Source organism: Flavobacterium araucananum, assembly GCF_002222055.1.
GTDB lineage: Bacteria > Bacteroidota > Bacteroidia > Flavobacteriales > Flavobacteriaceae > Flavobacterium > Flavobacterium araucananum.
The window spans coordinates 235,612-258,469 of record NZ_MUGS01000006.1 but is presented as its reverse complement, the minus strand read 5'-3'; the positions used below and the strand labels follow the sequence as shown (position 1 = coordinate 258,469).

General features: G+C 34.7%; 19 protein-coding genes. 8 read left to right on the top strand and 11 right to left on the bottom strand.

All coding sequences use genetic code 11. From position 1 onward, the window contains the following. Positions 1–813: 813 nt before the first annotated feature. The 4 genes from B0A64_RS06845 to B0A64_RS06830 form a co-directional block, all read right to left on the bottom strand. Positions 814–1,206: an ACT domain-containing protein gene (locus tag B0A64_RS06845; protein WP_089478765.1), complete on the bottom strand. Its 393-nt coding sequence runs from the start codon at positions 1,204–1,206 to the stop codon at positions 814–816. 24 nt (positions 1,207–1,230) lie between these two features. After that, on the bottom strand, positions 1,231–3,102 hold the full coding sequence (locus B0A64_RS06840) for a M1 family metallopeptidase (protein ID WP_089478764.1): 1,872 nt from the start codon (positions 3,100–3,102) through the stop codon (positions 1,231–1,233). Positions 3,103–3,468: 366 nt separating this feature from the next. Next, positions 3,469–5,049, bottom strand: a complete 1,581-nt coding sequence (locus tag B0A64_RS06835) for an NADP-dependent glyceraldehyde-3-phosphate dehydrogenase (protein ID WP_089478763.1) — start codon at positions 5,047–5,049, stop codon at positions 3,469–3,471. Positions 5,050–5,124: 75 nt separating this feature from the next. Then, on the bottom strand, positions 5,125–5,436 hold the full coding sequence (locus B0A64_RS06830) for a rhodanese-like domain-containing protein (protein ID WP_089478762.1): 312 nt from the start codon (positions 5,434–5,436) through the stop codon (positions 5,125–5,127). Positions 5,437–6,264: 828 nt separating this feature from the next. Between B0A64_RS06830 and B0A64_RS06825 the strand changes: the two genes are divergently transcribed. Together B0A64_RS06825 and B0A64_RS06820 are read left to right on the top strand one after the other, a co-directional pair. Next, positions 6,265–6,891, top strand: a complete 627-nt coding sequence (locus B0A64_RS06825) for a Crp/Fnr family transcriptional regulator (RefSeq protein WP_089478761.1) — start codon at positions 6,265–6,267, stop codon at positions 6,889–6,891. Between the two features lie 274 nt (positions 6,892–7,165). After that, the gene (locus B0A64_RS06820; protein ID WP_089478780.1) at positions 7,166–7,951 is read left to right on the top strand and encodes a sulfite exporter TauE/SafE family protein; all 786 of its coding nucleotides are present in this window, start codon (positions 7,166–7,168) and stop codon (positions 7,949–7,951) included. Between the two features lie 1,295 nt (positions 7,952–9,246). Here the strand turns inward: B0A64_RS06820 and B0A64_RS06815 are convergent. The 6 genes from B0A64_RS06815 to B0A64_RS06790 all read right to left on the bottom strand — a co-directional run bounded on the left by B0A64_RS06815 (position 9,247) and on the right by B0A64_RS06790 (position 15,336). After that, on the bottom strand, positions 9,247–9,654 hold the full coding sequence (locus B0A64_RS06815) for a helix-turn-helix domain-containing protein (protein WP_089478760.1): 408 nt from the start codon (positions 9,652–9,654) through the stop codon (positions 9,247–9,249). 189 nt (positions 9,655–9,843) lie between these two features. Further along, positions 9,844–10,602: an SDR family NAD(P)-dependent oxidoreductase gene (locus B0A64_RS06810; protein ID WP_089478759.1), complete on the bottom strand. Its 759-nt coding sequence runs from the start codon at positions 10,600–10,602 to the stop codon at positions 9,844–9,846. A gap of 100 nt (positions 10,603–10,702) precedes the next feature. Continuing rightward, the gene (locus B0A64_RS06805; RefSeq protein WP_089478758.1) at positions 10,703–11,293 is read right to left on the bottom strand and encodes a Crp/Fnr family transcriptional regulator; all 591 of its coding nucleotides are present in this window, start codon (positions 11,291–11,293) and stop codon (positions 10,703–10,705) included. A gap of 728 nt (positions 11,294–12,021) precedes the next feature. After that, the gene (gene cydB / locus B0A64_RS06800) at positions 12,022–13,098 is read right to left on the bottom strand and encodes a cytochrome d ubiquinol oxidase subunit II (protein WP_089478757.1); all 1,077 of its coding nucleotides are present in this window, start codon (positions 13,096–13,098) and stop codon (positions 12,022–12,024) included. Between the two features lie 2 nt (positions 13,099–13,100). After that, positions 13,101–14,447 carry a cytochrome ubiquinol oxidase subunit I gene (locus B0A64_RS06795; RefSeq protein WP_089478756.1) on the bottom strand — a complete coding sequence of 449 codons (1,347 nt, stop codon included), beginning with the start codon at positions 14,445–14,447 and terminating at the stop codon, positions 13,101–13,103. A gap of 295 nt (positions 14,448–14,742) precedes the next feature. Beyond that, a complete protein-coding gene (locus B0A64_RS06790) occupies positions 14,743–15,336 on the bottom strand; it encodes an HD domain-containing protein (protein ID WP_089478779.1) in 594 nt (197 codons plus the stop codon). A gap of 303 nt (positions 15,337–15,639) precedes the next feature. Here B0A64_RS06790 and B0A64_RS06785 point away from each other — a divergent pair, with 303 nt between their 5' ends. From B0A64_RS06785 to B0A64_RS06770, 4 genes are all read left to right on the top strand, one after another. After that, a complete protein-coding gene (locus tag B0A64_RS06785; protein ID WP_089478755.1) occupies positions 15,640–17,055 on the top strand; it encodes an MBL fold metallo-hydrolase in 1,416 nt (471 codons plus the stop codon). A gap of 87 nt (positions 17,056–17,142) precedes the next feature. Next, positions 17,143–17,706, top strand: a complete 564-nt coding sequence (locus B0A64_RS06780; protein ID WP_089478754.1) for a YeeE/YedE family protein — start codon at positions 17,143–17,145, stop codon at positions 17,704–17,706. A 10-nt stretch (positions 17,707–17,716) separates the two neighbouring features. Continuing rightward, complete coding sequence (locus B0A64_RS06775) at positions 17,717–18,196, top strand: DUF6691 family protein (protein WP_089478753.1); 480 nt, start codon at positions 17,717–17,719, stop codon at positions 18,194–18,196. 16 nt (positions 18,197–18,212) lie between these two features. After that, complete coding sequence (locus tag B0A64_RS06770) at positions 18,213–18,734, top strand: GNAT family N-acetyltransferase (protein WP_089478752.1); 522 nt, start codon at positions 18,213–18,215, stop codon at positions 18,732–18,734. Positions 18,735–18,819: 85 nt separating this feature from the next. Here B0A64_RS06770 and B0A64_RS06765 read toward each other — a convergent pair whose 3' ends face one another. Then, a complete protein-coding gene (locus tag B0A64_RS06765) occupies positions 18,820–19,590 on the bottom strand; it encodes a DeoR/GlpR family DNA-binding transcription regulator (protein WP_089478751.1) in 771 nt (256 codons plus the stop codon). A gap of 153 nt (positions 19,591–19,743) precedes the next feature. Between B0A64_RS06765 and B0A64_RS06760 the strand changes: the two genes are divergently transcribed. Then, positions 19,744–21,321: a glycerol-3-phosphate dehydrogenase/oxidase gene (locus tag B0A64_RS06760; RefSeq protein WP_089478778.1), complete on the top strand. Its 1,578-nt coding sequence runs from the start codon at positions 19,744–19,746 to the stop codon at positions 21,319–21,321. A 28-nt stretch (positions 21,322–21,349) separates the two neighbouring features. Beyond that, positions 21,350–22,846, top strand: a complete 1,497-nt coding sequence (gene glpK / locus B0A64_RS06755; protein ID WP_089478750.1) for a glycerol kinase GlpK — start codon at positions 21,350–21,352, stop codon at positions 22,844–22,846. Positions 22,847–22,858 lie beyond the last annotated feature (12 nt).

The window sequence follows — 22,858 nt, the reverse complement described above, 5'->3', positions numbered from 1 at the left end:
ATTACACCCAACGGGTTAAACTAAGAATTATTTGTTTACATAAAAAAAGGGAATCAAAAATATTGATTCCCTTTTTCTTATTTTACTTTAACATAAAATCGTTCTATGTTATTATTACTTATTTTTTCAATGCCATTTTCGCCGGTCTTGCCTACATTAATGACATGTAACTCGTTTGAACCATCATTGATCATGCAANNTAGTAAACCAATTTCTCCGTTTTTACCAGTTTCTTTGCTTGCGTTTTTTTATTTTTCTCAAAAAATAAAATCTCGTCTTGCTTAATTTCAACTAATTCGTCAAAATCTTTTCCTGTATAAGTGGTCGTTTGGTTGGCTGCCCAAATAGGTTTATCTCCTATCATTTTCCAGGTACCCAGTGCCTGAATCATTATATTTTTTCTTAAAATAGTCTTTAAAGTATCCACTTTTTTAATTGACTCCAGACCTATTTCACTATCAGGTTTAATTTTAGAAGCTACATAAAACAAATCAATAGCTTTTTTAAATTCTGCTTTTTTATAAGAGGCCATTGCCAATTCGTACCTGCTCTTTTGAAATGCAATTTTTGAATTATTTTGAGCTAACGTTTTAAAAGAGATTAATAAAACAATAAAAAATAGTTTTCTTTTCATTAACAATTTTGGTTTTTTATTATTTTGCAAACGTAATCTTTTAATCTGATAATTGAATACCGTTTCTCAAATTTGTTTTAAAATAGTATTATTCTTACTTTTAATTAAACTAATAAAGGGAATCTAAAGTATTAGATTCCCTTTATTAATAGAACATTCACTAGTAATTGTACTATAATTTAGATTGAAAATAAATTCAAAATTTTCATGGCTTTCTCTACATCTTCTTTATTAACAAAAATATGATCGTGATAAAAAGCCGCTACAACATTGCAACTAATTTGATTTTCTGAAAGTGCTTTCGAAAACGCTGCTGTCAAACCTACTGCTTCTAACGAAGAATGTACGGTAAGTGTGATCCAGGACATTACAACTGAATAATCCAGTTTTAACTGGTCAGCAATTTCTTTTTTAAGAATTAATGTAATCGCTTCTCTTTCTTTAAAAAACATTTCAGCTTCATTAACATTTACATCTTCTAATTTTTCGACTTTACAAAAAACATACTCTCCGGCATTGTGTTCCGGTTTCATACTTTTAAGCAATTGCTGCAAATCTTTTTCTCCTGACATTTTACAACTTTTATTAATTCAGTTTTATTTAGCAGACCAGGAATTATTTGCTGGTGTTGCATCCATAAAAATACCACCATCAAGTGTTACTTGTTTGATTTCTTTTTTATTTTTTAAAGCAATGGTTGCTTGCTTTTGATTGGTTTGCCAAACCGTTGGTGTTTGATGAACAGTTTCTGTTGTATGGTCTGTGTAGGTAACAATTACATCAAACGGAATTGCAAAACCTCCAACATTTTCTACTGAAACAACATTTTTAGCCACATTTTTAATAGAAATGTCAATGTAATTATTCGTAAAAAACCAGTTGTTAAAGAACCAGTTCAAATTTTTTCCTGAAGCTGCATTGATCGAATTAAAATAATCCCACGGAATTGGATGTTTCCCATTCCAATTATCCATATAAGCATGAAGAGACTTTTTGAACAAATCATCGCCAAGCAAATCTTTTAAAGCTAAGTAAGAAAGAGAGGCTTTTCCGTATGAATTGTTTCCATAACCTGAATCTGAAAGCTGAGATGACATTGTAATAATAGGTTGATCTTCTTCTGTTGACGAATCTTTAATATAATCCTTAACTCTAAATTCTTTATAGAATTTATCCGCAGCTTCTTTACCATGTTCTGCAATTCCTATTAAATATTCGAAAGTAGTCGCCCAACCTTCATCCATAAAAGCATAACGTGTTTCGTTGATTCCCATATAAAAAGGAAAATAAGTATGTGCTACTTCATGATCCTGAACTAATTGTGCGAAAATTGGATCGTTCATTTGAGAGTCGTTACACATCATAGGATACTCCATATCAGCAAAACCCTGAAAAGCAGTCATTTTAGAATATGGGTACGGTATTCCCGGCCAGTTGTTCGAAAACCAATCTAAGGCATATTGATTGTTTTTGATCGAATTTACAAAATCAGTTCCTTTTATATCATAAGCTGCCTGAACACTCGCACGTCGTTTTGTTTTTTTATCTACAATAACACTTCCGGCATCCCATAAATAATGATCGCTTAAACCAAAACAAACATCCGAAATATTTTTAGCTTCAAATTTCCATACATTCCAGTCGTTTTGTTTTGTTACAAGACCGTTTTTCATTTCCTGTTCATTAGCAATATGCAAAACTTCATCTGTTGTGTATGATTTTTTTAGACGTGAAGCAAATTCAGGTTGCAAAACCTCATCTGGATTTAATAAGTCTCCTGTTCCGTAAACAACATAATTTTTAGGTGCTTTTACAGAATAGGTATAGTCATTAAAATCATTATAAAATTCCTGACCAGAAGTATGTGGCAGTTGATCCCATTTGTTATAATCATCAAAAACAGAAACACGAGGATAACTATAAGCGGCAAAAAATGTAGTGTTATCAATTTGTCCTTCTCTTCCGCTGAGTTTTGATAACGGGTAATTCCAATCGATATCAATTGTAATTTTACTATGTGGCGGCAAAGGTTTTTTCATTTTTACAACTCCCACTGTTCCCCAATCTCTAGCATCTTCCTTATAAACTTCGTTTTCAATTTTTAAAGCAGTAATGGTTAAGCCATCAGTAAAAAAATCTTCACTATTTAATACAGCTCTTGGCGAAGTTTTTTTATGAATATTATTTACAAATCTAATTCGTAAATTTTTTATTGTATCATTACTATTGTTCTCATACAGAATCGTTTCTGTACCACTGATTATTTTGGTCTCAGCATTAACGTTCAACACAATAGTATATTTACCATGATTTTGCCAATAATTCTTACCTGGTTTTCCATCCATAGAACGAACACCATTGGCATACGATTCTTTAATATTTCTTGGCATGTAAAGCTCTTGAGCAAAACTATTTTGTGCCCAAAATAAAAAGGCTACAAATAGTAATTGGAGTGATTGTTTTTTCATAAATGATTTCTGATTTTGATTATTTAATACTGATTATCATATTAGATGCGTTTTCTCAATTAATGTTACAATTCTTTATAAAATTATAATTTTTCTTGAAGCAAAGTATATTTAACATTAAAATTGAATAACGTCCAGCTAGAGCTGGATTGAAAAATAGTAACAGCGAAAAAGGCTTTAGCCAAACTCTAATTAGTTTGGTTAAAGCCTCTTTTTATTTAAATTTCAATTACTCTCCAGCTAAAGCTGTAGCTATTCAAATAAACGTTGCGCTTTTGCGACTTTGCAGGAGATAATATTAAAAAATAAAAACCGCCTAATTCAGAGAAAAAGACGGTATCTACAATTAATATATAACCTTGATCACTACAAAATATAATCGGTATTAATAAAATTCGATTCTTTGCTGTTTAGCAATTCCTGCAAAATTTCATTATTATAATCGATATCTTTTGAAGCTACAAACGTACGAATGGAAAAGGAGCGCAATGCATCCGGAATACTCAAAGTCCCTACAGCCGAATCTTTACGACCTGTAAACGGGAAAGCATCCGGGCCTCTTTGGCAAGAACTGTTTAGATTTACCCTACATACTAAATTTACAAGAGCATCAATAAGTGGTGCCAAAGTTTTAATGTCTTTACCAAATAAACTTACCTGTTGACCATAGTTAGACTCTGCCATATCATCAAGAGGTTCATCAATATGTTTAAAAGAAATAACCGGAACTACAGGTCCAAATTGTTCCTCATGATACACACGCATGCTTTTATCGACAGGATATAAAACAGCCGGAAAAATATAATTTTCTGTATGTTTACCTCCTTTTTCGTTCAGTATTTTGGCACCTTTGCTTGTCGCATCATCAATTAATCCCTGAATATAAGCCGGTTTTTCGGCTTCCGGAAGCGGCGTTAACGAAACTCCTTTTTCCCAAGGATTTCCAAACGCCAAACTGTCTACTTTTTCAGAGAAACGTTTATTAAATTCTTCGGCAATAGATTCATGTACATATAAAACTTTCAAAGCAGTACAACGTTGCCCGTTGAACGATAAAGTTCCTGCAATACATTCCTGAATTGCCAAATCTAAATCGGCATCAGGTAAAATAATCGCCGGGTTTTTAGCCTCTAAACCAAGAATCAAGCGTAATCTGTTTTTGTTTGGGTGTTGATCCTGCAATGCAATCGCAGATTTACTGTTTCCTATTAATGCCAAAACATCAATTTTTCCTGATTTCATGATCGGCGAAGCAACTTCACGACCTCTACCATAAACAATATTGATAACACCTTTAGGAAAACTACTTCTAAACGCTTCCAACAATGGCGTAATACATAAAACACCGTGTTTTGCAGGTTTAAAAATTACTGTATTTCCCATAATTAAAGAAGGAATCAGTAAAGCAAAAGTTTCATTTAGAGGATAATTGTATGGTCCAAGGCATAAAACAACTCCAAGCGGTCCGCGACGAATCATAGCATTCACGCCTTGTACTTTTGAGAAATAAGAACTGCGGCTATTTAATTCTTTATAACTATCGATTGTATCATAAATGTATTCTACGGTTCTGTCAAATTCTTTTTGCGAATCGCCAAGATTTTTTCCAATTTCCCACATCAAAAGTTTCACCACTTCCTCACGGGTTTCCTTCATTTGTTTTACGAAATTTTCCATGCACTTAATACGATCAACCACCTTCATGGTTGGCCATAAACCTTGTCCTTTATTATAAGCCGCATTGGCAGCTTCGACAACTTCGGCAGCTTCTTTCTCTGCCATAAACGGAATCGATCCTAATAAAGTTGGCGCATATTTTTCTGTAGATGAAATTGACGAAAACACAGGTGTAGTTTGCCCTGTCCATTGTTTTAATTCGCCATTGACAAGATAAGTATCTTGATTTATAAGGGTTTTAATCTGATATTCTTCGGGTATTAAACTCATAATCTCGTAATTTATATTTGGTTATTAATAGCGTATTAAAAGAAAAAAGAGGCTCTTTTGTGCCTCTTTTTTCTTTTATGGATTTATAGTTTCACCTTCCCAATCCAGGATTCCGCCAAGCAAATTATAGGCATTATTAATCCCTAATTCGTTCATGATCTGACATGCTTTAGCGCTTCTGGCCCCAGAACGGCAATACACATAATAGTTTTTATTTTTATCCAGTTCTTCGATTTCGTAAATAAACCCCTGACCTTTATTAATGTCAATGTTTACGGCACTCTCGATATAACCGTCATTAAATTCGTCTTCAGTTCTTACGTCCAGTATAACTGCATTCTCGTCAGCAGCAAGCTGATTAACCCAATCTTCTTGTGATAAATTCATAGTATCTGTTTTTTGTAAAATTACGACGTTTCTATTAATTAAAAACGTGCCAAATGCGATTTCGATTATTATTCTCAGAAAACGTTTTAGAGAAAGTATTATAATCAGTGAAACACAAATTTACTTACTATTTTTAAAAATACACCCTATAAAATCGATAGAAAATAGGATATTTTCATTTTCATAAAACGCATCTTAAATATAGTTTTATGATAATTAATACCACTTCAAACTATTATCTTTGTATAAAATTGTATACTTTAATCTTAATTTGATAAAATAATTTGACACAAATATTTTTTTGCCACAGATTAAAATGATTAGAATGATTAAAATTGTTTGCCACGAATTACACTAATTTTTGATAATTCATTAAGCTTAAATTATTTTTTTTGCCACAGATTAAATGATTATGATGATTAAAAATGTTTGCCACGAATTACACTAATTTACTATGCTCAAATTTATTTTTTGATAAGATTAAAGAATTGAAAAGTTTCGCCGCGAATTTCACCAATTTTCACTAATTAATTCTTGGTAATTCTTGGTAATTCGTGACTCGAGCCTTTACTTTGGATTAGTTTAAAAAATAGTAAATTTATTCAAAGGAAAGCAGAGGTTTATTTTCTAAGTTTAGAGCAAAATAAAATAACCCATTATTTGCACATAGCTATGTGTATTCATACGAAGTGAAACGCCTTTTTTTGATTTCTAAAAGCTATGTTTCTATGTGTTAAAAATATTTTAGTATTTGATTTCAAAAAATAAATCTGTACAAACCAGTTCAAACCGTAAAATCCGTGGGCTACAAATCCCCATCAATTAGTAATGCAAAACTCATTAAAAAATATATTTCCTAATTTCTCTACAGAACTTATCTCAACGATTGAAGAAAACGGAAACTTACAAGATTTTGAAGCCGGAACGATTTTAATGCGAACGGGACAATACATAAAAAATACGGTTTTAATCACCAAAGGAAAAATCAAAATCTATCGCGAAGGCGAAGATGGCGGCGAATTTTTAATGTATTATTTGCAACCCGGACAAGCTTGTGCCATTTCGATGATCTGTACCGCCAAAAGCGAAAAAAGCCAGATCATGGCAAAAGTTGTCGAAGATGTTACCGTTATGATGATTCCGCTGCAAATGATGGACAAATGGATGATGGAGCACAGAACCTGGTACGAATTTGTAATCGAAACCTACAGAAGCCGTTTTGAAGAAGTTCTCGAAGTAGTCGACAATATCGCGTTCCGATCTATGGATGAGCGTTTAGAATTTTACCTAAAAAGACATTCTGATGCCTGCGGTTGTTCTGAGGTTAATTTATCGCACCAGGAAATCGCAACCGAATTGAACACCTCAAGAGAAGTCGTATCCAGATTACTCAAAAAAATGGAACAACGAGGTTTGGTCAAACTCAACCGCAACCAGATTGAGTTATTAAAGTAAAATTATTGGCCCGCGGATTTTACGGATGAAACAGATTTTCGCTGGTTTTCTTTTTTGGTTTGTCACATTGAGCGTAGTCGAAATGCTTTGCGGGTTCTCGACTCCGCTCAAACTGACAAAAAAGAATTTCAAAATCAAAAGAAAAAACCTGTGTAAACCCGTTTCATCCGTAAAATCCGTGAGCAATAAATCTGCGAGCAAAAATATTCCTTATGTGATAAATGTTACTGTAGATTTCTTTTTATCCAAGCACCTTTGCATCAAAACAAATGCAATGGAATATTTAGGTTATTTTGCTTCGATTATTATCGGGATTTCGCTTGGCTTAATTGGCGGAGGCGGATCGATCCTGACCATTCCTATTTTAGTGTATTTGTTTCACGTAAATCCGGAGCAGGCCACCTCATATTCTTTATTTATTGTGGGTTTAACTGCTATGTTTGGGAGTTATAGCCATTATAAAATGGGAAATCTGAAGTTAAAATCGGCATTGTATTTTGCCATTCCCTCCGTAATTTCGATCTTGATTATTCGTGAAGTTATTTTTCCTCAAATTGCTTCTACCCTATTCTCTATTGCTTCGTATTCTGTTTCCAAAGATTTTCTGATCATGATCATCTTTTCAATCTTAATGATTACCGCAGCAATCTCTATGATTAGAAAAAATAAACCCGAAATAAAAGCAACCGAAACCAATTACATTCAATTAAGTATAATAGGTTTTATAGTAGGAATCATAACGGGATTTCTAGGTGCCGGAGGAGGATTTCTGATAATTCCTGCCCTGCTTTTTTTCGCCAATTTGCCCATGAAACAAGCCGTGGGAACTTCATTATTAATCATCTCTATTAATTCGTCTATAGGTTTTGGAGGCGATTTATACATTGGTACTCCCATCGATTATACCTTTTTATTAGGCGTTTCAGCAATGGCCCTTTTTGGAATGATCATTGGGAGTCAGCTTTCTAAAAAAATAGACGGTGCAAAACTAAAACCCATTTTTGGATGGTTTGTGCTCGTAATGGGATTTTATATTATTACAAAAGAAGTTTTATTTTAAAATATTTTTTTCTCGCAGATTTTGCAGATAACGCAAATTTGTTGATGTTGAAATTTACCGAATGGTTGAAATTCATTACAGAGAGAAAGTTCCGGAGGAACGATTCATTTTGTAGCAACGGAATTTATTCCGTTGAAATAAAAATAATTTTAACGCAGATTCAGCAGATAACGCAGATTTGTTGATGTTGAAATTTACCGAATCGTTGAAATACATTACAGAGCAAAAGTTCCGGAGGAATGATCCATTTTGTAGCAACGGAATTTATTCTGTTGAAATAAAAATAATCTTCTCGCAGATTTTGCAGATAACGCAGATTTGTTGATCTTGAAATTTATCGAATGGTTGAAATACATTACAGAGCAAAAGTTCCGGAGGAACGATTCATTTTGTAGCAACGGAATTTATTCTGTTGAAATAAGAATAATTTTAACGCAGATAACGCAGATAACGCAGATTTGTTGATCTTGAAGTTTATCGAATCGTTGAAATACATTACAGAGAGAAAGTTCCGGAAGAACGATTCATTTTGTAGAAACGGAATTTATTCCCTTGAAATAAAAATAATTTTTTCGCAGATTTTGCAGATAAAGCAGATTTGTTGATCTTGAAATTTATCGAATCGTTGAAATTCATTACAGAGAGAAAGTTCCGAAGGAACGATTCATTTTGTAGAAACGGAATTTATTCTGTTGAAATAAAAATAATTTTAACGCAGATTTTGCAGATAAAGCAGATTTGTTGATCTTGAAATTTACCGAATGGTTGAAATACATTACAGGGCGAAAGTTTCGAAGAAACGATTCATTTTGTAGCAACGGAATTTATTCTGTTGAAATAAAAATAATTTTAACGCAGATTTTGCAGATAAAGCAGATTTGTTGATCTTGAAATTTACCGAATGGTTGAAATTCATTACAGAGAGAAAGTTCCGGAGGAAAGATTCATTTTGTAGAAACGGAATTTATTCCGTTGAAATAAAAATAATTTTCTCGCAGATTTTGCAGATAATGCAGATTTGTTGATCTTGAAATTTATCGAATCGTTGAAATACATTACAGAGCGAAAGTTCCGGAGGAACGATTCATTTTGTAGCAACGGAATTTATTCTGTTGAAATAAAAATAATTTTAACGCAGATTTTGCAGATAACGCAGATTTTTGTTTTAAGATAATGATATTTTGAGCATTTTCGCTGCGGCGAACGGGCTATCCGCTATATCTTTTAGTCCGCCGTGGCGGACAAAAAGGATATCGCTTCTATCCCTAACGCAAACTCACGTAGCTTAAAATTCTTTATTTATTCAAAAGCTTTTCCAGATATTCTACTTTTGCTTTCTCAGCCTGAACTAATTCTTTTTCAGCCAAAACCAAACGTTCGTAAAGTTCAACTACTTTTTCTAAAGGATTGAAAGTACAAACGCTATGACTTATAAAACTATTTGAAACTGCTTCATGAAAAGTATTGAAATAATTAATAATCCCTTCTTCCGAAAAATTCTCAATAGCTTCTACTGTAACTCCAAGTGCTTTTGCAATTTCTACAAGCGTTTCTTTATCAACTGTCTCCTTTGCTTCAATATTCGAAACAGATTGCTGACTTATTCCCATAGCTTCTGCAAGTAACTCTTGTTTAATACCGCGAAGTTCTCTGATTCGGCTTATGTTTCGTCCGATATGTTTTGGTTTTATTGCTGTGCTCATAGTTCAAAGATATTTAAAATTCTTAAACGAATTATTAATATAGTAAAATACAACATTCTTTCGATAAGTTACACTTTTGTATTTCAATGCTAAAAAATACAATTTTTCCGACAAAAAACTAAAAATTCAATGACAGGAATAATCCCATCATTGAATTTAATAACTTTTTGTATCCGAATAAAAGTTCAATTAGCGTTGCCCACCAGAAACGGCAATAGTTTCGCCAGTGATCCAATACGAATCATCAGAAGCAAGAAATACAGCAACTTTTGCAATATCGTCCGGTTTTCCTACTCGGCCTAGCGGAGTTTCAGATACATGCCATTTTTCTGCATCTCCATTCATAACCCCAGAGCTATGAGAACCTTCTGTTTCGATGAGCCCTGGATTAATAGAGTTGATACGTATTTTTTTAGGACCAAGTTCTTTGGCAAGAATACGCGTCATGGCATCAATTGCGTATTTTGTTTGTGTATAAACCAATGCGGTTGGCATATCAAGCGTAGATACTATAGAACCGGTGTTAATGATAACACCACCTTTGTCTCCAAATATCTTTAGAGCTTGCTGAATTGTAAGTATGCTACCCAATACATTTATGTTGAACATATTATGAAACGATTCTTCTGTAATATCGTCAATACTGGCAAAACTGTAAATACCGGCATTATTTACCAATATATCAAGTGTCCCAAATGCGTTTACAATCTCTTCAAAAATACGTTTTACATCTGCTGATTTTTCGACGTTACCTTGTATCGCAATCGCTTTTCCGCCATTGGCAGTTATTTCCTGAACAACCTTATCTGCGTCATTCTTATTACTGGCATAATTTACGATTACAGTCGCACCCTGATTTGCATAAGCCTTAGCGATTCCGGCACCAATACCTTTTGATGCGCCTGTTATTAATGCTACTTTACCGTTTAATTTTCCTGAATTTTCCATCTTTATTTTATTAATTATAAGTTGTTAATTGATAAAGCAAAGTTGGGTATTAAGTCAGGCTGAAAAGTTGAAGTATCTTAGGAAAAAAGGTTGAACTAGTTCAACCTTTTTTCTTTACTTTCTCGTTACGTATTTTAGATAAAAACTCTGTTGTCATATTTAAGTAAGACGCAAGTGCGTATTGTGGCAGCCTTTGCGCCACTTTTGGAAACTTCTCCAGAAAATCGTTATAACGCTGTTCTGCATTTTGAGTGAGCATTGTAACAATACGACGCGCAAAGAATGCTGCCGATTTTTCGGCCATTAATCGAAATAATGTTTCAAGATTGTGAGTCGAGGATTTTAATTTTTGTTCGGCTTCGTGATTTATCTGTAGTATCACACTATCTTCTAGTGCTACAATAAACATAGTTGCCGGAGTTTGATAGATATAACTATTATAATCTGCTATCCACCAATCTTCAATCGCAAACTGAATCGTATGTTCAGCTCCTTTTTCATCTACAACATACGAACGAAAAGCTCCTTCAAGCACATAAGTTCTCTGTTTGTTTACAAATTCCGGCTGTACAATAAATTGTCTTTTCTTTATTTTTCGCACTTTAAACTCAGACAATAAAGCATCCATTTCGTCTGGTAACAAAATGACTTTTTTATTTATGTTTTCAATAAATGATGTCAGGTTTTCCATGAAATTTTAAGTTGTTTTTTTAGAGTACCTTACTCGTTATACATATTTATTCTAAAATTCGGGAGAAAATTAGTAGTGCAGTAAAATACATCTTCTTTTTTGTAAGCTACCTTTTACATGTTTTTATATAAAACAAAAATACAATTTTCCGGATCGGTTTTGATTACAAATCTAAAATGACAATTATGCTATTAATAACAGAATTTTATTTCTTCAGAAATAGTTGAGATTTAAGATTATAAATTTTGAGAATCTTAAAAAATGGGCTGAAAGCACAAAATCACCAACGTAGTGCATCTCACTACGAACTAAAGCAACGATTAATATCGCCCTGAAAGGGCTAAAGCAAAATGACAATACAAATTCAAAAACAATCTGTAACTACCTTAAAAACAAAATATAGCACATGGAGAACTTTTTTCTGTACGAGTAGGCTTTCGCCCTTTCAGGGCTTAAACTAATAATCGTTTTTCATTCATTGTGCTTCGCACCATGCTATTGTTTAGGCTCTTTCAGAGCTCATTTTGAGCCCATATTGTTTCAAATTTGTACTCTTAAAATTGTCTGCTGGTTTAAGCAAATATATTTTGTATATGGCTAAAGCTATCCTATTTTAAACAAAAAAACCGTTGGTTAAAACCAACGGCTATTGATATAATTAATTCGTGAAAATTTGTGCAATTGCTTCGCCTGTTCGCTATCACTCGGCGGGTTGTGGCTAAAAATTCTTAATGCTCCCCATATCCAACATCATCCATTTTACCATTAAAAACGCGGTATTGAATAATAAAATAAACAATCACCAAAAACAAAGCGATAAAAAACCAACTCATTCCGGCATTTAATCCGTATTCGCCAGCAGCGGTGTTGTAAATCGTTAATGACGGATTGACATTATTGGTTGAAGGCAAAACATTCGGGAAAATCGAAACGGCTGTAGAAGCAAATCCTCCCACTAAAAATAAGGTCGAAAATATAAATCCCTGACCGTCTTTTTTATACGAACGTACTTTGAACAATCCTAAAATACCAACAAAAGTCATTATCGGAAAAAACCAAAGAATAGGAGTCTCGATAAAATTATGAAAAGGTTGCGGTTCTATAAAATGCCAGATTTGCAACGATATAAAAACCAAAACTAGTAAAACAATATTCAGTTTAAAAACCAGGTTTTTAAGCTGGGTATTCAAAGACGAATTGGTTTTAAAAATGATCCAGTTCGCACCATGAATCGTTAGAGCGACAACACTTACAACTCCCAGAAAAAGTGTAAACCAATCTATAATTCCTAATTCATTTGCTTGCGGACTAAAAGTTGGATTCCACAACGGCAAAAAGAAATAATGCGCTTCTTGCGTCGAAACACCATTGGTTACCATTCCCAGATTTACACCACGAACAATATTTCCTAAAGCAATCCCGAAGAATAATGCCAAAAGCAAACTCGCGATCCCAAAAGCTTTATCCCAAATGGCTTCCCACATGGGGTGATGCACTTGCCCGCGCATTTCTAAACCTATCGCACGAAAAATTAAAAGCCATAAAATCATGATTAGAGGCAAATAAAATCCACTAAAAGAAGAAGCGTATAAAGTTGGGAAAGCGAAAAACAAAACTCCTCCGGCAGCAATGATCCAAACTTCATTGGCATCCCAAAACGGACCAATTGCGCTTGTAATTGCTTTTTTATCTTTCTCATTTTTAGCCAGAAACAAATGAATAATTCCTGCTCCAAAATCGTAACCGTCTAATACAATATAAACGGCGAGAATACCCATTAAAACAACGTACCAAAAAAATTCCATAATTATATTTTTTCTGAATTCAGTTCAACATTATGAGGTCCTTTATTGATGATTTTTCCAATCAAAAGCAAAAATAACATTCCCAGTAAAAGGTACAATCCTATAAAACCAAGCAAAGTAAACAAGGTATTTCCGGACGAAACAGTTGGCGATGCGCCTGCCGTAGTTCTCATTAAATTATAAACTAACCAGGGTTGTCTTCCTAATTCTGCCGTGTACCAACCTGTGGTATTGGCGATATACGGAAATGGCATCATGAACATCAACGACCATAAAACCCATTTGGTTTCGAATAATTTTTTCCTGATCAATTGAAAAAGGGCAAAAGCCATCAAACCTATAAATATGGTTCCAAGCCCTACCATAATATGATACGCATAGTATAATCCGGAAATATTGGTTGGGTGAAGATCTTCTTCAAACTGATCTAACCCTTTAATTTCTTCATGCCAGCTTCCGTAAGTCAGGAAACTCAGGATGTTAGGAACGGCGATTTTATTGTCTAGTTTTTTGTCTTTTACATCAGGCTGACCAATTAAAACAATTTCAGAACCTTTCTTTTCAGTATGAAAAATTCCTTCCATTGCTGCAAAAGTTACAGGTTGGTATTTCACGACATTTTTAGCCAGTAAATCACCTGTAGGAACTGCTACAATAACACTCGAAATCAGTCCGAAGATTACGCCTGTTTTAACGAACATTTTCCCGAAAGAAACATTCTTTTTACTCAAAATATAAAAAGCTCCAATTCCGGCCACAACAAACGAACTTGTAACCAGAGATGCTGCCTGATTGTGTAAATAAGAAGGCCATAACCACGGATTCAGGAATAAAACCTTAAAATTCGTTAGTACAAATTTTCCATTTTCGAGAATTTCGTAACCTACCGGGTTTTGCATCCAGGAATGTGTGGCGATAATAAGATATCCGCTCGCCCAGGAACCAATCATAATTAATAATCCGGTTACAAAATGCCATTTATGTCCAATTATTTTCTCTCCAAATAAAAAGATCCCGAGAAATGAGGATTCTAAGAAAAACGAGAACATTCCTTCCATGGCAAGAGTCTGCCCAATGATACCGCCCGTTAGTTCAGAGAACTTTGCCCAATTGGTTCCAAACTGAAACTCCATTGGGATTCCGGTTACAACACCCATCGCAAAATTGAGAGCAAAGATTTTCATCCAGAAATGAGTGGCGTGATTGTATTGATCGTCTTTAGTTCGTAGATATTTCCATTTAAAATAAACAATGATCAGGGAAAGACCCATTGTAAGTTGCGGAAAAAGATAATGAAAAGTAATTGTGAAGGCAAATTGCATTCGGTCATAAAAAAGCATTTCTTCCATAGTGGTATTTTATTTATGAAGTCCCACAAATTTACCCATTAAAACGCGAAATTCCTGCCTTTAAAAAAAGTTTATCACCTGATATTTGTTAAACTTTTCAACAATTCAATATGTATAAAAAACACTTATATTTAATTCTGATGCCCACAAAGTTTGTCATTTCGACGAAGGAGAAATCTTCACGAGAAACTCGACAAAGATTGGGTTTACGTTGCGGAGTTACTTGCTAAGATTTCTCCTTCGTCGAAATGACAATATCATAGATATATTGGATTTGAGCTGTGTGTTTAAAAAATTACTCCTTTTTCAAAATTCCTTTTTCGACGCTTTCGTTTATTAATCCTTCGGCGTAATTCCACAAAGTTGCAGAACCTTCTTTTATGACACTCTTTTTTTCATAAACCTTACTGTAAGGCACATCAAATTCTTTCCAGGTTCCTCCGTTATTAGATGTGTTTTGCAATAAAGGCTCTAATCTGTCCATTGATCTTGCAAACTTAGCTTCGCTGGTTTCGCCTGCTTCAAACTCTTCCCAAATGGCAATAAAATCCTGAGCTTGCTTTTCTGGAAGTAAACCAAAGATTCGATTTGCCGCCAATCGTTCCTGATCCGTATTATCATGATTTATTTGGGTATCGTAGAGAAAAATATCTCCGGCATCTATTTCTACAATATCGTGTATCAAAACCATTTTCACCACTTTTAGAACATCAATTGGTTGATTTGAATGTTCCGCCAAAACAATTGCCATCAACGCCAGATGCCAGCTGTGTTCTGCATCATTTTCATTTCGATCGCTATTAAACAATTTTGTTTTCCGCTGAATGTATTTAACCTTATCAATCTCTTTAATAAAAGCGATTTGATGCAATAAATCTTCTGTGTTCATATCCATAATTTTCGTCAGTTGTAAAATTACGTAGATTTATTTTTAAACCAAATAAGTGATATAAGTTCATTTTAGCAAAAAGTAAGTTTAAGCAAAATCTTAAATTTTCTTATATCGCTTATATGGTGAAACCCGTCCATTCAGCTTTAATTTATAGGTAGGTTTTTAAATTTCCTATGGGCTTTATATGGTAAAACCATCAAACGTTTTTTTTTACAAAAATCAAATTTGTGTAACATAAGTCACCTATTTTAAGCAAAAAGTAGGTTACCTTTGTATTCCCATATTTTTAGAACACGTATCATGAAAATAGAACAAATTTACACCGGATGCCTTGCGCAAGGTGCTTATTATATTACTTCAAACGGCGAAGCAGCGATTATTGACCCTCTTAGAGAAATTCAACCTTACTTAGACCGTTTAGAACGCGATCAGGTAAAACTAAAGTACATTTTCGAAACGCATTTCCACGCTGATTTTGTTTCCGGACATATCGATTTAAGCAAAGAAACTGAGGCTCCAATTGTTTATGGACCTAATGCAGCATGCGAATTTGATTGTATTTCTGCCAAAGACGGGCAAGAATTTAAAATAGGAAATATTACTATCAAAGCCTTGCATACTCCGGGTCACACGATGGAAAGCACAACTTATTTACTAATTGACGAAAACGGAAAAGATCATGCTATTTTCTCCGGAGACACTTTGTTTATTGGCGATGTGGGTCGTCCGGATTTAGCTCAAAAAGCAGCCGGAATGACACAAGATCAATTGGCAGGTATTTTATTTCATTCGATAAGAGATAAAATCATGACTCTGGCAGATGATGTAATCGTTTATCCGGCGCATGGTGCAGGAAGCGCTTGCGGAAAAAACATGAGCAAAGAAACGGTTTCGACTATTGGCAATCAAAAAGCAACTAATTATGCTTTGCGTGCCAACATGACCGAAGCTGAATTTATCGAAGAAGTTACAGACGGATTATTGCCTCCTCCAGCCTATTTTAGTATGAATGTAGCGATGAATAAACAAGGTTACGAAAGCTTTGAATCTGTATTGCATAACGGAATGAAAGCTATTGATGTAAAAGAATTTGAGGCTGTTGCCGAAGAAACCGGAGCATTGATTTTAGACACCAGAAAAAGCGCCGATTTTCATAAAGGGTTTATTCCGCAATCTATCAATATCGGAATCAACGGCGATTTTGCACCGTGGGTAGGAACTTTGATTGCAAATGTCAAACAACCAATTATATTAGTGACCGAAGTTGGTCTGGAAGAAGAAACTGTAACACGTTTAAGCCGTGTAGGTTTCGACTCGATAATCGGGCATCTTGACGGTGGCTTTGAAGCCTGGGAAAAAGCAGGTTTTGAAGTGGATACGGTTAATAGAATTTCGGCAGAGCAATTTGCCAACGAATTTAAAATAGAAGAAGATAAAGTAATCGATATTCGCAAAGAAACTGAATACAGCGCAGAACATATAGATGATGCTTACAACAAACCATTGGCATTTATCAATGACTGGGTAAAAGACATTAACCCAAACGAACATTTTTATTTGCATTGTGCGGGAGGATATCGCAGTATGATCGCGGCTTCGATTTTGCAAGCTCGCGGTTTTAGAAACTTTACCGAAGTTGAAGGTGGTTTTGGAGCAATCGCAAAAACGAATATCCCAAAATCAGATTTTGTTTGTCAAAGTAAAGTATTGAAATAAATTTGAGGTACAGAGAGGCAAAGGTGCAAAGCTACAAAGTTTTCCCCTTTGAACCTCTGCCCCTTTGAACCTTTGAACCTAAAAAATATGCTAGAAATTTTAAAAGAACCTTGGCCTTGGTATGTTGCAGGCCCTTTGATTGGGTTAACAGTTCCTCTTTTATTAATTATTGGAAACAAGTCTTTCGGGATTAGCTCCTCGCTTCGTCATATTTGCGCGGCTTGCATTCCGGCGAATATTTCGTTTTTTAAATACGATTGGAAAAAAGAAAGCTGGAATTTATTCTTCGTTTTCGGAATTTTTCTTGGCGGAGTTATCGCCGCTTACTTCTTGGCAAATCCAAATCCGGTTGAAATCGCGCCACAACTTTCTGAGCAATTAGCAACTTATGGCATCACCGATCATTCGGGTTTATTACCAAAAGAGCTTTTCTCCTGGGAAAGTCTATTCACACTTCGTGGATTTATCATGATCGTTGTTGGAGGATTTTTGGTTGGTTTCGGGACACGCTACGCTGGCGGTTGTACAAGTGGTCATGCTATTATGGGAATTTCAAACTTACAAGGACCTTCATTAGTAGCCACGATCTGTTTTATGATTGGCGGTTTTATAATGTCCCTTTTGATTTTGCCTTATATTCTTTCACTTTAAAAATTCAAAAATGAGTACTTTAGAAAATAAAAATACAGACACCGAAGGGATAAACGGAAGCCACATCAAAGATTCCGGATTCTCAAACTTAAAATACCTTGTAGTTGGAATCTTTTTTGGGATCGTATTCGTAAAAGCCGAAATCATCAGCTGGTTTCGCATTCAGGAAATGTTTCACTTACAATCGTTCTTTATGTATGGTGTAATTGGTAGCGCAGTTGTAGTAGGACTGATATCTGTTCAACTGATTAAGAAATTCAACATTAAAACCATTCAAGGCGAAAAAATCGAAATTCAGCCTAAAGTTTTCAGTAAAGGACAAATTTACGGTGGGCTATTATTTGGTTTTGGCTGGGCTATCACCGGAGCATGTCCCGGACCACTTTTTGCTCAAATTGGTACCGGAGTTACTGTAATTGTGGTTACTTTAATAAGTGCCATTCTAGGAACCTGGTTTTACGGCTTAATCAAAGACAAATTACCTCATTAATATTTAATATAAAAAAATGAGCAACACAACAGAACAACTACAATTAAGAAAAGCAACTATTACAGACTTGCCAGCGATCTGGACCATCCTACAAGATGCCATCGAACAAAGACGTCAGGAAGGAAGTTCGCAATGGCAGGACGGTTACCCTAACGAACTGAGTATTACCAACGATATAAATAACGGTTACGGATACGTACTTACAGAAAACGAAACTATCTTATCTTATTCTGCTATTATATTCGACAAAGAACCTGCTTACGAAGATATAGAAGGCAAATGGCTTACCAACGGAGATTACGGGGTTGTACATCGCGTTGCCGTATCAAAATTGGCAAAAGGCAAAGGTATTGCAACAAAGCTTTTTAAAAATATAGAAGGTTTATGCCTCGAAAATAATATACATAGTATCAAAGTAGACACCAACTTTGACAATATACCAATGCTAAAAATCTTAGACAGATTAGAGTATACTTATTGTGGCGAAGTATATTTTAGAGGGGCAGCACGAAAAGCTTTCGAGAAAGAGTTAGTTTAAAAATATATAATCTCAGGATTAAAAAGAAAACCCGAACTGCTTTACAACAGGTCGGGTTTCTTTTTTCTAATTTTTATAAAAGATACTATTTAGAAGCAATTATAACCTCTACTCCTATTTCTTCTAGTTTCGTTTTGGTTTCGATATCAATACCATCATCCGTAATCAAAACGTCGATCTTATCTAAATTGCAGATTTTACCAAAACCCCGAACATTCATTTTTGTAGAATCTACCAGAATGATCACTTTTTCGGCAAGCGAAATCATTACCTGATTAAGATGTGCCTCGGAAGCATTTGATGTACTTAAACCAAAATCTAAATGAAGCCCATCTGCCCCTAAAAACAATTTATTGCAGGAAAATTGATTTAATATTGCTTCTGAGATTGGCCCTATAACCGAATTCGAACTTTTACGAACATCTCCTCCTAACTGTATCGTGTCTACATTTGCTTCTTTACTAAGCTCTAAAGAGACTTTTAGAGAAGGTGTAATCACCGTTAATTTTTGAAATCCTGAAATAATTTGAGCTAGATACTGAATGTTAGAACCGGAACCCAGTATGATATAATCAAAATTATTAATATATTTTAATGCTTCTCTTGCTATTTGTTTTTTCTGTTCAACCTGCAAACCTTCTTTATCACTTAAATCTCTCTCAAAAGCATAAATAGGATGTTTGCTTGCCCCTCCATGCGTACGATGTAACAAGTTTTCATTTTCTAAAAAATTTAAATCTTTTCTTATCGTTACAGTCGAAACGTTATGAATCTCGCATAAATCAGCCACATTTACATGTCCTTTTTTATCCAGTTCCTTTAATATCTCTTCTTGTCTTTTATTTATAATAACCATAGTAACCCTATAATAGTTAGATTTTATCAAGGTATAAATGTACGATAAAAAATAATTTAAAAAATAACTTCCTTTAACATTTTGTTTCGTTTTGTTTCGTTAATTTTGTTATTAGAAAATAATTCTTACAAAAACAAAAGAAAACAACACAATATGAAACGTTCAGAACAGTTATCAAAATTAAAAAACACTGAAAAGTGGGATGTAATTGTAATAGGAGGTGGAGCTAGCGGCCTTGGAACAGCTCTTGATGCTGCAAGCAGAGGTTACAAAACAATTTTAATCGAAGCGGTTGACTTTGCAAAAGGAACTTCGAGCAGAAGTACAAAATTAGTTCACGGTGGTGTGCGTTATCTGGAACAAGGAGATGTGCATTTGGTACGGGAAGCTCTTAAAGAAAGAGGTTTAATGGCGAAAAATGCCGGACATTTAGTCAAAAATCAATCTTTTGTAATTCCTAATTACAATTGGTGGGGAGGTTCATTCTACACCATTGGCTTAACAATTTATGATTTATTGGCAGGACGTTTAAGTCTGGGCCGTTCCAAATATATTTCGAAGAAAAAAACAATCGAAATGTTACCCAATGTAGAAGAAAATGGTTTGGTAAGTGGGGTAATTTATCATGACGGACAGTTTGATGATTCCCGTCTGGCCATTAATATTGCTCAAACAGCTGTAGAAAAAGGTGCCTGTATTATAAACTACGCAAAAGTTATCAATTTATTAAAAGACGATAAAAACCAAATTATTGGTGTAGAGGTACAAGATCACGAAACGGGAGAGATACACGAGCTTAAAGGATCTGCGATTATTAATGCAACCGGTGTTTTTACAAATGCCATAATGAAACTAAACGATACTGTTTATAAAAAATATATCGTTCCAAGCCAGGGGATTCATCTTGTGTTTGATAAATCTTTTTTACCGGGTGAACACGCTTTAATGATTCCTAAAACAAGCGATGGAAGAGTTTTATTTGCCGTGCCCTGGCACAATCGCATTGTAGTAGGCACAACAGACACATTGATCAAAAAACACAGTTTAGAACCTATTGCACTCGAAAGCGAAATTGAATTTGTACTTGAAACAGCCCAACGCTTTTTAGCAAAAAAACCAACAAGAGCCGATGTGCTGTCTGTTTATGCTGGCTTGCGTCCTTTAGCCGCTCCTGAAGAGGAAGGAAAAAGCACCAAAGAAGTTTCGAGAAGTCATAAAATTATTGTTTCTGAAACCGGTTTAATAACCATTACAGGAGGAAAATGGACCACTTACAGAAAAATTGCCGAAGATATTATAGACAAAGCGATTAAAACACGCAAACTACCTGCAAAAGGATGCAATACAGAACATTTGCCTATTCATGGAAATAAAGAAACGACAACTTTAGAGAGAGAAAACCACTTATATATATATGGATCAGATCTTTCTAAAATAATCGAATTGCAACAAAATGAGCCTGAATTAAAAGAAAAAGTACATCCTGATCATGAGTTTACAATGGCAGAAGTGGCTTGGGCAATTCGACAGGAAATGGCGAGAACTGTAGATGATATATTAGCCAGACGTGTTCGTTTGTTGTTTTTGGACGCAAGAGCTGCAATACAGTCTTCTGAAAAAGTAGCACGATTACTCGCAAAAGAACTTGGACATGATGAAACCTGGGTAATTAAAGAAATTTTAAACTTCAAAAAAATTGCAAAAGGATTCCTTTTATCTGAATTTCAATAAACTTTCTTAATATTAAAATATACATACAATGCAAAATAAATTAATACTGGCACTGGATCAGGGAACAACTTCTTCCAGAGCTATACTCTTTAATCATGGAGGCGAAATTGTAAGTCTTTCTCAAAAACCATTTAAACAAATTTTTCCAAAACCAGGATGGGTAGAACATGACCCTAACGAAATCTGGTCTTCTCAAATAAGTACAGCTGCCGAAGTAATTGCAAAAGTTGGAATCTCAGGCAGAGACATTGCAGCAATTGGTATAACCAATCAGCGCGAAACTACTATTGTCTGGGACAGAGAAACAAGCGAACCGGTGTATAATGCTATCGTCTGGCAAGATCGCAGAACAGCAAAATTTTGTGATGAACTAAAAGCACAAGGACATGCTGATATGATTCAGAAAAAAACGGGTCTAATTCTCGACGCTTATTTCTCCGGAACAAAAGTAAAATGGATTCTGGATAATGTACCCGGTGCACGTGAAAAAGCTGAGCAGGGAAAACTTTGTTTTGGAACTGTTGATACGTGGTTAATCTGGAAATTAACCCGTAGCAAGTTGTTCATGACAGATGTTTCGAATGCTAGCCGTACTTTATTATTCAACATTCATACTTTAGAATGGGACAATGAATTGCTGGAATTGTTTAACATTCCAAAGGCAATGTTACCCGAAGTAAAAGAAAGCAGTACTGTTTATGGTGAAACCTGCACTACCCTATTTGCAACAAAAATTCCAATTGCCGGTGTGGCAGGAGATCAGCAAGCAGCTCTTTTTGGTCAATTGTGTACCAACTCAGGAATGGTAAAAAATACTTACGGCACAGGATGTTTTATGCTAATGAATACGGGCGAAAAACCAATTCTTTCCAAAAATAATTTGTTAACCACTGTAGCCTGGAAAATCAACGGAAAAACCACTTATGCTTTAGAAGGAAGTGTTTTTGTTGGAGGAGCAGCTGTACAATGGCTGAGAGACGGAGCAAAAATGATTAACTCATCAGAAGAAATCGAAGCTTTGGCTTCTAAAGTTCCTGACAATGGTGGTGTTTATTTTGTTCCTGCCCTAACCGGTTTAGGAGCACCATATTGGGATCAATATGCAAGAGGTGCAATATTTGGTATTACCAGAGGCACAACAAATGCACATATTGCCAGAGCAACTCTGGAAGGAATTGCGTATCAGGTAAATGACTTAATAAAAGCGATGGAAGCTGATTTTGGACATAAAGGAATAGAATTAAGAGTTGATGGTGGCGCTGCTACAAATAACTTATTGATGCAGTTTCAGGCAGACATTTTTGGATCTACGGTTACACGACCAAAGACACTTGAAACAACAGCGTTAGGAGCTGCATATCTGGCTGGACTTGCTGTAGGATATTGGACAAGTTTAGATGATCTAAAAGATCAATGGTCTATAGACAAGGTGTTTTCTCCAAAAATGGAAAAAACAAAAGTAGATACTCTTGTAAAAAATTGGAATAAAGCGATTGGACGCACATCTCACTGGATTGAAGACTAAAAAAAAACAAAC